A 12,214-nucleotide genomic window follows, 5' to 3' on the forward strand; every position below is an offset into this window, starting at 1 on the left:
TCATTTTAACATCTAAATAGGGTTCATTTTAGCCGAACCACACTTGAAATGTAAGCTTTCCACGATAGAGCCAGCCTCAGGCTAGTTCGGCACTCCTTCGCGGTGGCTGTAGGTTTCAAAATAGAGTTTGCCGTCTTTCATTTTCAAAATCACATGGCCGCCATTGGTTAATTTTCCAAAGAGTAACTCTTCAGCCAAAGGTTTTTTAACATTATCTTGGATAAGGCGTGCCATTGGGCGTGCGCCCATGGTTTTGTTGTAGCCGTGTTCAATCAACCACTCCCGTGCAGGTTGCTCAACCTTAAACGTCACGCCTTTATTACTCAGTTGTTCTTCAAGTTCCATGATAAACTTGTCGACGACAAGTCCAATGGTTTTTACATCCAGTGCCGTGAAGTTGATGATGGCATCCAGGCGGTTTCTAAATTCCGGGCTGAATTGACGTTTAATCGCTGCCATCCCGTCATCGCTGTTATCCTGCTGAGAAAAGCCAATAGAGTTTCTGCTGATTTCCTGGGCACCAGCATTACTGGTCATGACCAAAATCACGTGCCTGAAATCTGCCTGCCGGCCGTTTGTATCGGTTAATGTGCCATGATCCATGATTTGCAATAAAAGATTGAACACATCAGGGTGAGCCTTTTCAATTTCATCAAGCAATACCACTGAGTGAGGGTTTTTGGTAACCGCTTCAGTCAACAAACCTCCCTGATCATATCCCACATAGCCAGGAGGTGCGCCAATTAAACGAGAAACCGTGTGTTTTTCCATGTACTCAGACATATCAAAGCGCAATAATTCAATCCCCAAAACGTTTGCCAATTGTCGGGTTACTTCTGTTTTACCGACTCCTGTGGGACCTGCAAAGAGAAAACAGCCAACAGGTTTTTGCGGCTCCCTGAGACCTGAACGGGCTAATTTAATAGCCGATGCCAATGCCGTTATGGCATCATCTTGTCCGTAAACCAACAATTTTAAATCTCGTTCCAGGTTGCGAAGGGTATCTTTGTCACGCGCTGAAACTTTTTTGAGCGGAATCCTTGCAATTTTAGCAACCACATTTTCAATTTCAGTCACACTGATGATTTTCTTACGTTTATTCGCAGATAATAAATTCTGATATGCGCCAGCCTCATCGACCACATCAATGGCTTTATCCGGTAAAAAGCGATCGTTGATGTATTTTGCCGATAACTCTGCGGCAGCACGAAGCGCTGGAATCGTAAACTTAACATTGTGATGTGACTCAAGCCTTCCTTTAAGCCCTTTTAAAATTTCAAATGTCTCATCAACGCTCGGTTCTGAGATATCAATTTTTTGGAAACGCCTGGCTAAGGCACGGTCTTTCTCAAAAATTCCACGATACTCCTGATAGGTTGTCGAACCAATGCATTTCAATTCACCGTTGGCCAAGAGAGGCTTAATTAAATTTGAAGCATCCATCACACCGCCGGAAGCTGCCCCTGCTCCGATGATGGTATGAATTTCATCGATAAATAGAATTCCGCCATCATGTTCGCCAAGCTGTTTTAACACAGCTTTCAGACGTTTTTCAAAATCTCCCCGGTATTTTGTTCCAGCCAAAAGCGCCCCTAAATCCAGAGAATAAACAACACATTTTTTAATGGCTTCTGGGACTTGGCCGTCTACAATTCGGCGGGCAAGGCCTTCTGCAATCGCGGTTTTTCCAACGCCGGCTTCACCAACCAGCAGGGGATTGTTTTTTCGCCTACGGCATAAAACTTGAATAGTACGCTGAATTTCTTCATTGCGTCCGATTAGGGGGTCGATTTTACCCATTCTGGCGCGCTTGTTGAGATTCATACAATAGCTTTCCAAGGGAGACTCATTACCCTCGGCAGTCATCATATCTTCATCCATAGCCGAATTCATATTGTCCTGCAAATCATTATTCTGATATTTGGAAACCCCGTGAGATATGTAATTGATCACATCAAGCCTTGTGATGTTTTCTCGGCGCAGGAAATAGACAGCCTGACTCTCTTGCTCACTGAATATAGCCGCCAATACATTAGCCCCGCTTACTTCAGTTTTACCTGCAGACTGCACGTGGAAAACTGCCCGCTGCAGAACACGCTGAAAACCAAGCGTCGGCTGTGTTTCCCTGTCCATCTCATCTTCGGGGATTCTCGGCGTTGTTTCATCAATAAATTCAGTTAAATCACGGCGCAAGGCTTCAATATTAGCATCGCAAGCCTGCAGCACATTTCCTGCTGCTGGATTGTCAAGCAGCGATAAGAGCAAATGTTCTACCGTCATAAATTCATGACGTTTTTCTTTTGCTTCTTTAAAAGCCAGATTTAAGGTGAATTCAAGCTCTTTGTTTAACATGGTCGCTGCTCCTCCTATCCAGCAATGCTTCAATCCGGTTCCATGCTGCATAGCAATGGATGTTCATTTTTCCTGGCGTAATCGTTGACCAGGGCTACTTTGGTTTCGGCTATATCCCGTGTAAATCTGCCGCAAACACCGCGTCCTTGGAAATGTACCTGTAGCATCACCTGTACTGCGGTTTCTTCATTAAAATGAAAAAATCGTCTCAATACCTCAACTACAAAATCCATTGGGGTATAATCGTCATTCAGTAAAATGACCTTATATTTTCTGGGTTCTTTAAGAGCCGGAGCGGCTTTAGATTCCGCGGTCTTATGCTCTACAATTTCCCCCAAATACCACCTACTCATGACAAACACCCTTTATTAAATTTATAGACTTTCAAGATGAATTTAGCCAGTAAATATACCCTAAACTTCATAAGAAAACGCATACATGTTTAAAATATTTGAAGTGATTATGAAAAAATATATAACAACTTGTTTAAATTTAAAAAATCAATCTGGATGTGCTATGATTATATTTTAAACATTTCTGAATCATATATCCGGGTGCAAGAAGGGATGGGAGGGGTTGTTAGAGTTTTATCTTGAGGATGATTTTGAGTTGGGCACGGCTAACCAGGCCATGCCCTTTTTAAATTTACATATGACTGATAACGGCTTCACCAAAACCTGAGCAACTCACACAAGTTGCATCCTCCATTAAGCGCGCAAAATCATAAGTTACTGTCTTTGCCTGAATGGCTCCTTCAACGCCTTGAATGATTAAGTCAGCTGCTTCCTTCCAGCCAAGATGACGAAGCATCATTTCTGCAGATAAAATAATCGAGCCTGGATTGACTTTATTTTGTCCGGCATATTTTGGTGCCGTTCCATGTGTTGCTTCGAATACGGCAACGCTATCACTCATATTAGCTCCGGGTGCAATTCCAATACCACCCACTTGAGCTGCCAGGGCATCCGAAATATAGTCACCGTTCAGATTCAGCGTTGCAACGACACTGTATTCTTCAGGCCGCAATAAAATTTGCTGCAAAAAAGCATCGGCAATAACATCTTTAATGATAATGGATTGGCCATTTTTGGGGTTTTTAACTTCAAGCCAAGGCCCGCCCTCAAATTCAACAGCATCAAAATCATCCTTGGCAACCTGATATCCCCATTCTTTAAAGGCGCCTTCAGTAAACTTCATAATGTTACCTTTGTGGACGAGAGTTACCGAATCACGGTTGTTATCAATAGCATATTGGATTGCCGCCTTAACTAGCCTTGAAGTCCCTGCTTTAGATACAGGTTTAATGCCGATGCCGCAGTGCTCTGGAAAGCGGATTTTTTTGACGCCCATCTCTTCCTGTAAAAACCGAATGACTTTATTGGCTTCCTTACTGTCGGCTTGCCATTCAATACCTGCATAGATATCTTCAGAATTTTCACGGAAAATGACTATATCTGTATTCCAGGGTTCTTTTACTGGACTTGGCGTACCGGAAAAATAGCGCACAGGCCGCAGGCAGACATAAAGATCAAGTTCCTGGCGAATGGTTACGTTTAAAGAACGAATCCCGCCGCCCACAGGGGTAGTAAGAGGGCCTTTTATGGATACGAGAAATTGCTTAATTGCCTGTAACGTCTCATCTGGCAGCCACTTATCCTTGCCATAAACTTTAACTGCTTTCTCTCCAGCATAAATTTCCATCCAGGAGATTTTTCTTTTACCTTCATAGGCCTTTTTTACTGCCGCATCGACAACCTGGATCATGACGGGACTTACATCAACACCTATCCCATCACCTTCAATATATGGAATAATTGGTTGCTCTGGAACATTGAGTGTTGAATTAGAGTTTAATGTGATTGCTTCGCCTTCACGGGGTACTTGTATCTTATCAAACATCATTAGAACCTCTTTGTCTGTTAAAGTGGGTCATCATAGCATGCGAAACAGAATTTTTCATTCCGAACCCTTACGGATGAACAAATAGTTTCGGCAAAAGGATTTTATCAGCCAGGCTTTTAAACCAGGGCCACAACAACATAGTCATTGCAGCGCGGCATAAACCGGGCCAAAACTCATAATGATACCCCTGGAAGGCATCCAGTATAATAAGCAAGAATTGATATACATAACAAAAAAAGCCTACAAGAATAATTTGCTGAGTCGGGGAAAAAAAGCTAAACCGGCGCGCTTTGCTTGCGGCAAGCCAGGTCGTCAAAAGCATTGAAAAGGCATGTTCGCCAAGCGTTGTCACGAGTAAAACATCAAGACACAATCCAATTAAAAATACTGCCGCGACGTTAAAATATTGGGGCATAAAAAATTGAAGATAAAGAACCAATATAAACGCCCATGACGGCCTTAAATCCCCAAGAAATTCCGGCAAGGGAATAATAGCCAGAACAAAACTGAGGGAGAGCAGTAATAAAAAGCGCGGTTTTAAAAAAATCATACATAGTCCCGATCAGTCATGCGTCTCATCCTGAACTTTAATCCGTTCATTGATTTCTTCGCTCAGCTTTGCATGTTCTTCTCCCTGCCATAATAACAGTACCAAGCGGTTGCGGTTGAGCATCGCAATCGGCTCTACATTCACAATGATAAACTCTTCGCCCGGTATATTTTTTATTTCCCTAACCCGGCCAACCGGATATCCTTCCGGATAGCGCCGACCCAAACCGGAAGTAACCAAGAGATCACCTTCAACAATGGAGGACGTTTTTGGAAGATTAATCAGTGACAATTCACTGATATTGTTTGTTCCAACGAGAATCGCACGTTCACCAGTGCGGTTGTTTCGCACAGGCACGGCGCTTTTGGAATCGGAAATTAATAAGACCGTGCTGGTCATCGTGCCGACATCAATAATTTGACCCATAACGCCTTTTGCATCAAGTACAGGCTGCCCCGGGAAAACCCCATCACGTTTACCCTTATTGAGCACAAGCAATTGTCGGGATGAGCTCGTATCTACGGCCAGAATCTCCGCAGCCATCGCTTGAATATTTTGATTTGCCGTCGCCAGCAGCAATTCTTTTAACTGGGAATTTTCATTACGAATCACCCGCAGTTTCTGCAATTGCGCCTCAAGCATGGTCTGTAAATAACGAAGGTGCATATTTTCATCAATTAATGCCTTTTTGCTGCCGACCATAGAACGCACCCAGCTAATAATACGCACTGGATAGTCAACTGCATACTGCAGCGGGGCAACAAATAGCGACACGCCGCATCTCAGTCCATCAAGATAACGGTAATGAAAATCTGCAATCATGACCGTAAACGACAAAACCACGGCAAGCACGAAACTTAAAGTTGCGTGCTTGCCGTGCGTAAAAAGCCGGTTACGTGAATTATTCGGTTGAAAGGAAATCACCGCCGCGCAAATCCATGGTTTCCAACGCTTTGCCACCGCCTCTTGCCACGCAAGTCAGGGGATCTTCTGCAACAAGTACCGGCAAGCCGGTTTCTTCCATAAGCAAAGTGTCCATATTTTTTAACAATGCTCCGCCGCCTGTCAGCACCATGCCGCGTTCAGCTATATCCGCAGCAAGCTCAGGAGGGGCCAGCTCCAGAGCAGCTCTCACAGCGCCTACAATCCCGGATAGTGGTTCCTGCAAGGCTTCCAAAATTTCAGCGCTGGTTAACGTAAAACTGCGGGGAACACCTTCAGCCAAGTTTCTTCCGCGCACTTCAATTTCGAATAAATCGCGGCTGGGAAATGCGGAGCCAATTTCATGTTTGATACGTTCTGCGGTGGTTTCGCCAATCAGAGTACCGTAATTACGGCGAACGTAAGATACAATAGCATCATCAAACTTGTCACCTCCAATGCGGACAGATTGGTGATAAACAATTCCGCTTAAAGAGATAATTGCCACTTCTGTGGTTCCGCCGCCAATATCGACGACCATCGAGCCGCTGGCTTCCTCAACCGGCATACCAGAACCCAGGGCCGCGGCCATCGGTTCTTCTATTAAAAATACTTCACGCGCACCAGCCCCCATGGCAGACTCACGAATAGCGCGCCTTTCAACTTGTGTTGAACCACAAGGCACACACACCAGCACCCTGGGGCTTGGCCGTAAAAAGCGATTTTCATGAACCTTATGAATAAAATGCTGAAGCATTTTTTCTGTTACAAAAAAATCCGCGATCACGCCATCCTTCATCGGCCTTATGGCATTGATATTGCCAGGCGTTCGACCCAGCATTCGTTTTGCTTCCAACCCTACGGCTGCAACCCGCTTTTGACCAGACTCATTGCGCAGAGCCACAACAGAAGGCTCATTAAGTACGATGCCTTTGTCCCGCACATAAATCAGCGTGTTAGCCGTCCCAAGATCAATTGACAAATCATTGGAGAATATACCTCTCAACTTCCTGAACATGTGTTCTGTTTCCTCTTTTTTTTGGTGTGCACTTTAACTCAATTTTGGATAAAAATCGACTGATCTTTAGCAAGAATTTCTAGAATAAAAAATGACTATATACTGAATACAACATTCGTTTAATTTTATCCCATCGAGCCTCTTACCGCTTTTCTCCTGCAGAAGGAGAAAAAAGATAGGAGAAAGATTAAACGAACGTTGGACGAGAGGCATGCTGGACGCAGAATATCGAAATAATCCTGGCTAATGCATTAACTCAGTTAATGCTCCAAATTGAACCCTCTGAAATCGAACTATTCTACCGCAAAGACCGCTTCGAGTTCAACCAGATGCGCTTTGACAAACTTTTCACCCAAACCATGGACGCGAGCCAACGTTTCAAGTGATTTGAAAGGGCCATGTTCATTGCGATACTGGACTATGGCTTCCGCACGCTTTTTTCCTATTCCTTTAAAGGAATGCGCGAGCGCTTTTGCATCTGCCTGATTAATGTTAATTTTAGCTGAGGAAACTTGAGACGAGCTGGCCGCAGGCTCCGTAGCGGCTGCACATAAGACAGGAGTACACAATGCAATAAAAAGAGACAAGACGATTGCTTTCATGAAAATTTCCTTATTTTAGATTGGACTTAAATTCAAGTTCCTGTTTTCTTTCAGGAACTTAAAAAATTAAACCATGAAATGTCCTGAATGTCGAGTTTTTGTATTCACTCAAGGTCTTTATGCAAAAATTGTTGGTGGAGAACATCGGATATACAGGCCGTGATTTTTTTTGCCATATCCAAGTGCAGAAATTCATTCGGGCCATGTGCATTGGAATGGGGGCCCAAAACGCCGGTAATCATAAACTGGGCTTTAGGAAACTGCTTGCCAAGCATTGCCATAAATGGGATAGTGCCGCCTTCCCCCATGTAAACAGGGGGTTTATTAAAGTATTTCATTGATGAGTCAAAAATGGCTTTTTGCAGCCACTTGGCCATTAAAGGCGCATGCCATCCTTCTGCGCTATCTGTGATATGAAAGGAAATTTTTGCCTGATAGGGCGGATCCCCGGTCAGCACTTTTTGCATTACCTGCGCTGCTTTTTCAGCATCAACCAAGGGCGGTAATCGCATGGACAGTTTGACGCTCGTGTATGGTCTTAAGACATTACCGGCATCAGCGACAGGAGGAAGGCCATTGGCGCCGGTTACGGCCAAATAAGGTCTCCACGTGCGATTTAAAATCAATTGCTGACAATCTGAATCCAAAGGTTTAACTCCCTCGTGCAGCGGAAATGCAGTAAATACTGCGTCGCCCAAAACTTCAGCACATTTTGCAGCCTCATTCACGCGCTGCGGAGGAATCTCGCAATATAATTCATCGAGAATGATTTCCCCGGTTTCCTGATTTTCAAGACGGCTGATTAACTGCCTGATGACCCTGAAACTGTCGGCAACAATACCGCTTGCGCTGCCTGAATGAACCCCCTCTGAAATCAAGGCGGCAGACAATTCGCCTACAACATTACCCCGCAGCGAGGTAGTTATCCAAAGCTGTTCATAATTACCGGCTCCTGAGTCAAGGCAGATAACCAGTTTTGGCTCGCCGATTATATCTCTAAATTGCTTGATATAATGGGGCAGATCGCAGCTGCCGCTTTCTTCGCTGCCTTCAATGATGATCACGCATCGGTCATGAGAAAGATGGTGTGTTTTTAAAGCGCGAATAGCTGTCAACGCCGAGTAGACAGCATATCCATCATCGGCGCTGCCCCTTCCATATAAGCGTCCCTCTTTGAGAACGGGACTCCAGGGGCCTAAACCATCGTGCCAGCCTTCCATTTCAGGTTGCTTGTCCATGTGGCCGTATAATAAAACTGTGTCATTCGATTGTCCGGGAATATCTATTAAAATAAGCGGCGTTCTGCCCTCAAGGCGCAGGACATCGAGCTTCATCCCCTCAACTGAATTTGCCCTGCACCAGGCAGCAAGATGCTCTGCTGCCTTATTCATATGTCCATGCTGATGCCAGTCTATGTCAAAATGCGGTGACTTATTGGGTATTTTTATAAATTCGCAAAGGTTTGGGATAATATTTTCCTCCCATTCCTTGTTTATGAATTCATACATAGCGCTTTGATTTGGCATGCACAGTTTCCTCAAGGATTCCGATAATTTGGTTTGACGCAGAATCAATCTGGAGACTTTTAATTTTAGCAGTAATTGCTTCCCTGTTTTGATAAACCTCGTCAATAGCTTGCAAAAGTGTATCTGCTGCTAATTCTGTTTCATTAATAACCCGACTGATCCCCTGTTGTTGAAAGTAACAGGCATTTTGCACCTGATCGCCCCGGCTGACGCTGGAAGAAAGCGGAACCAGAACGTGAGGTTTCTGTAATGCCAGTATTTCATAAAGCGCGTTGGCGCCAGCGCGAGAAATCACCACATCACTGGCCGCAAAAAAATCAGCCAGTTCTTCCGCGGCATATTCAAGCTGATAATAACCTGTTTTTTCATAATAATCAGGATCAACTTTCCCGCGGCCGCAGAGATGGATCACCTGAAAGCGCTCGCAAAGGGTGTCTATTGCCTCGCGAACACAGAGATTTAATAATTTTGCTCCCTGACTTCCCCCAATGACCAGGAGACAGGGCTTTTGATTGTTAAAATGGCAGCGGCTAAGCCCGTTTTCTTTTTTGCCTGAGAATAGAGCTTGTCGTAACGGTGTACCCGTGATTTCAACTTTCTGCATATTCTTAAAATGTTTCTTTGCAGCGGCAAAGGTCAGACAAATTTTATCAACAAAAGGAAAGCTCAACCGATTTGCAAGTCCCGGGGTTATGTCTGATTCATGTGCAATTATAGGAATACGGTTTAACCAGGCGCCAACAACGACGGGGAAAGCAACAAACCCGCCTTTAGAAAATACAACATCGGGCTTTAATCGTTGCAGCAACCGCCAGGACTGGATGATGCCAAGAAAAATTTTTAAGGGATCTTGAAAGTTTTGCCAGCTGAAATAGCGACGAAGCTTACCTGAACTCACAGCATGGTATGGTATATGAATTGCGGAAATCATCTCTTTTTCAATGCCGTCTTTTGATCCAACATATTCAACCTGCCAACCGCGCTGCTGTAGTGTTTCAATCAAGGCAATATTAGGATTTACATGCCCTGCGGTACCGCCGCCTGTTAAAACAATTTTTTTATTCATGTCATTCTACCAGCAAGCTTAGGTCGATGGCTTTTATGGATTTAGTGATGCTGCCAACAGAGATATAATCCACTCCAGTTTCTGCAAATTGGGATACAGTTTCCAGATGAATACCGCCTGATGCCTCAAGCTCGCAGTTCTTTGGCTGATTCATTGCGACTGCCTTTTTTATCATATCAAGGCTGAAATTATCCAGTAAGATGCGATGCGGCCTGGCGGATAAGGCCTCTTCAAATTCTTCCAGTGTTTCAACTTCAACTTCAATCAAAAGATCACTTCGTATTTCTTTTGCTTTTGCCACAGCACGCTTGATAGAACCGCACGCCTTGATATGATTTTCCTTAATTAGAAAAGCATCGTACAAACCAAAGCGGTGGTTAAGCCCGCCTGCGCAGGCTACTGCATATTTTTGTGCCATTCGCAAACCAGGCAATGTTTTTCGTGTGTCCAGCAAGCGTGTTTTATACCCTTTTAAACATTCAAGAAAACGATAAGTCTGAGTGGCAGTCGCAGAAAGCATTTGCATAAAATTCAGTGCGGTACGCTCTGCTGTCAACAGACTTCGAGCATTACCGCGCAAGAGGCAAAGTGTTGTAGGTTCAGACAGAAAGCACCCCTCCCGAACCTGCCAGGAGAGTTCAATTTCAGGATCAATTTCCGCAAAGACCGCCTCAACCCAGGGTATGCCGCATATAAGCATTGCTTCGCGGGAAATGATTTTAGCGGTAACGGTCAGTTCCCTGGGCAATAACAAGGCAGTTACATCACCGGTTCCAATGTCTTCAGCCAAAGCCTCGCGAATTTCAGCGATTATATGTTTTTTTTCAGGAAGCATCGCGTTTCCTCTTCTTTTTGCCATAGCGTGACTTAAGCCAGGGAGGAGCCAATAATGTTGTCACCATCACCATCAAAATAATCGCAGAAAAAAGCTGATCAGAAATAACGCCTATCGACCTCCCAATCGATGCAAAGACCAATCCCACCTCTCCCCTTGGAACCATGCCCATTCCAATTAAAAAACGGTCATCACGAGAGTTTGCCCCTATCCCGCTTAATAATTTTCCAATAATGGCTGCAGCAATCAATCCACTGGCCATTAACAACACATGCCAATCGAAAAATAATTCTATTTTCACCTGGATGCCAATGAGCATAAAAAAGAGAGGAGCCAAAACGAACTCCAGGGGCGCTACCAGATCTTTAATACTTAAGGCATTTTTATGATCTTTTTCCCGCTCAAAGAATCCATCATGAATGATAATGCCTGCGGCAAATGCACCAATAATAGTTGCAAGCTGCACTAATGTTGCAAGCCAGGCAAGAAGCATGACAAAAACAAAAGAAATAAATAATTTCACTTCCCAAATTTCAAGGAATTGAAAATATTGCACCGCCCGTTGCAAAACCCATGGCCCGATGAGCAATGAAAAAGAAAAAAAGAGTATGGCAGAAATGATAATTTGTGCTACCTGCATCAAATCAACGACATCGCTTATCACAATACTGCTGACTATGGCCAATATGACCAGCCCCAGAATATCATCGAGCATTGCCGCACCAAGAATGGTCCTCGCCTCACGAGTCCGCAGTTTTTTTAATTCTTTAAGAACGCGCGCCGTGATGCCTACGCTGGTAGCAGAAAGCGTGGCAGCAACAAACAAATCTGCTTTAAAGGTAGAGTTAGGAGCAAGGATATACATCGTCAGCAGCCCAAGAATAATTGGGGCAACCACACCTATAATAGCAACCTGCATGGACTCCCGACCGGTATGTTTCAGCTCCTCGACAGAAGTTTCAAGTCCCACCATAAATAATAAAAAGATAACGCCATAACGGGACAAAATATCAACAATATATGCAGTTTTAATCAAATCAATTGCGTTGGAACCGCTTAAGGCAGTTGCCACTTCCGCCGCGTAATGGCTGTTAGCGATGCTGATTTTGATGGCTTCAGGAAGCGCCACCCCATGCAGCATATCCGGCATAATATTAAAAATTGCTGATCCTTCCCGCAAAATAACAGCAAGATTCATCCCAAAAAAATAACAAAGATTGCCGACTAACGCGCCCATCACCAATTCGCCAAGAACGCCTGGCTGGTTAAGCCGCTGAGCAAAATAACGGCCCATGATTCCAAAAAGAAAAATTAAGGTAACCCATAGAATAACAGGCGCGACCGGATCAAGATGGGTACCGCTCATTCCTGCATACACAACGGCAGGAAACAAAATGGCTGTTAGAAACCAATATCGCTTGTATTTAGATTGCATGTTCATG

11 protein-coding genes are annotated in these 12,214 nt (G+C 44.2%); all 11 read right to left on the reverse strand.

The window, feature by feature from the left end:
* Positions 1-81 precede the first annotated feature (81 nt).
* The 11 genes from clpA to Llon_RS03140 all read right to left on the reverse strand — a co-directional run bounded on the left by clpA (position 82) and on the right by Llon_RS03140 (position 12,213).
* Positions 82-2,352: an ATP-dependent Clp protease ATP-binding subunit ClpA gene (gene clpA, locus Llon_RS03090; protein ID WP_058528683.1), complete on the reverse strand. Its 2,271-nt coding sequence runs from the start codon at positions 2,350-2,352 to the stop codon at positions 82-84.
* Positions 2,353-2,381: 29 nt separating this feature from the next.
* Entirely contained in the window at positions 2,382-2,705 is a 324-nt protein-coding gene (gene clpS, locus Llon_RS03095) for an ATP-dependent Clp protease adapter ClpS (protein ID WP_058528610.1), read from the reverse strand.
* A 292-nt stretch (positions 2,706-2,997) separates the two neighbouring features.
* Positions 2,998-4,254, reverse strand: a complete 1,257-nt coding sequence (gene icd, locus Llon_RS03100; RefSeq protein ID WP_058528611.1) for an NADP-dependent isocitrate dehydrogenase — start codon at positions 4,252-4,254, stop codon at positions 2,998-3,000.
* A 67-nt stretch (positions 4,255-4,321) separates the two neighbouring features.
* Positions 4,322-4,804 (reverse strand): rod shape-determining protein MreD, encoded by a 483-nt coding sequence (gene mreD / locus Llon_RS03105; RefSeq protein ID WP_058528612.1) that lies wholly within the window; start codon positions 4,802-4,804, stop codon positions 4,322-4,324.
* 12 nt (positions 4,805-4,816) lie between these two features.
* The gene (mreC, locus tag Llon_RS03110) at positions 4,817-5,728 is read right to left on the reverse strand and encodes a rod shape-determining protein MreC (protein WP_058528613.1); all 912 of its coding nucleotides are present in this window, start codon (positions 5,726-5,728) and stop codon (positions 4,817-4,819) included.
* Positions 5,706-6,743: a rod shape-determining protein gene (locus Llon_RS03115; protein ID WP_058528614.1), complete on the reverse strand. Its 1,038-nt coding sequence runs from the start codon at positions 6,741-6,743 to the stop codon at positions 5,706-5,708. Before Llon_RS03115 ends, mreC begins: the two co-directional genes overlap by 23 nt.
* Before the next feature lie 293 nt (positions 6,744-7,036).
* Positions 7,037-7,345 carry a ComEA family DNA-binding protein gene (locus tag Llon_RS03120; RefSeq protein WP_058528615.1) on the reverse strand — a complete coding sequence of 103 codons (309 nt, stop codon included), beginning with the start codon at positions 7,343-7,345 and terminating at the stop codon, positions 7,037-7,039.
* A gap of 104 nt (positions 7,346-7,449) precedes the next feature.
* A complete protein-coding gene (locus Llon_RS03125; protein ID WP_058528616.1) occupies positions 7,450-8,871 on the reverse strand; it encodes a M20 family metallopeptidase in 1,422 nt (473 codons plus the stop codon).
* Entirely contained in the window at positions 8,846-9,937 is a 1,092-nt protein-coding gene (locus Llon_RS03130) for an undecaprenyldiphospho-muramoylpentapeptide beta-N-acetylglucosaminyltransferase (protein ID WP_058528617.1), read from the reverse strand. The genes Llon_RS03125 and Llon_RS03130 overlap by 26 nt, the downstream gene beginning before the upstream one ends.
* A 1-nt stretch (position 9,938) precedes the next feature.
* Complete coding sequence (gene nadC, locus Llon_RS03135; RefSeq protein WP_058528618.1) at positions 9,939-10,772, reverse strand: carboxylating nicotinate-nucleotide diphosphorylase; 834 nt, start codon at positions 10,770-10,772, stop codon at positions 9,939-9,941.
* On the reverse strand, positions 10,762-12,213 hold the full coding sequence (locus tag Llon_RS03140; RefSeq protein ID WP_237758246.1) for a cation:proton antiporter: 1,452 nt from the start codon (positions 12,211-12,213) through the stop codon (positions 10,762-10,764). The genes nadC and Llon_RS03140 overlap by 11 nt, the downstream gene beginning before the upstream one ends.
* Between the last annotated feature and the right edge of the window lies 1 nt (position 12,214).

Origin of the sequence: Legionella londiniensis (assembly GCF_001467825.1) — a bacterium.
GTDB lineage: Bacteria > Pseudomonadota > Gammaproteobacteria > Legionellales > Legionellaceae > Legionella_A > Legionella_A londiniensis.

Coding starts and splice junctions, on each gene's coding strand:
- clpA (WP_058528683.1), bottom strand. CDS start 2,352: ATGTTAAACAAAGAGCTTGAATTCACCTTAAATCTGGCTTTTAAAGAA.
- nadC (WP_058528618.1), bottom strand. CDS start 10,772: ATGCTTCCTGAAAAAAAACATATAATCGCTGAAATTCGCGAGGCTTTG.
- Llon_RS03125 (WP_058528616.1), bottom strand. CDS start 8,871: ATGCCAAATCAAAGCGCTATGTATGAATTCATAAACAAGGAATGGGAG.
- mreD (WP_058528612.1), bottom strand. CDS start 4,804: ATGATTTTTTTAAAACCGCGCTTTTTATTACTGCTCTCCCTCAGTTTT.
- Llon_RS03130 (WP_058528617.1), bottom strand. CDS start 9,937: ATGAATAAAAAAATTGTTTTAACAGGCGGCGGTACCGCAGGGCATGTA.
- Llon_RS03115 (WP_058528614.1), bottom strand. CDS start 6,743: ATGTTCAGGAAGTTGAGAGGTATATTCTCCAATGATTTGTCAATTGAT.
- clpS (WP_058528610.1), bottom strand. CDS start 2,705: ATGAGTAGGTGGTATTTGGGGGAAATTGTAGAGCATAAGACCGCGGAA.
- Llon_RS03120 (WP_058528615.1), bottom strand. CDS start 7,345: ATGAAAGCAATCGTCTTGTCTCTTTTTATTGCATTGTGTACTCCTGTC.
- Llon_RS03140 (WP_237758246.1), bottom strand. CDS start 12,213: ATGAACATGCAATCTAAATACAAGCGATATTGGTTTCTAACAGCCATT.
- icd (WP_058528611.1), bottom strand. CDS start 4,254: ATGATGTTTGATAAGATACAAGTACCCCGTGAAGGCGAAGCAATCACA.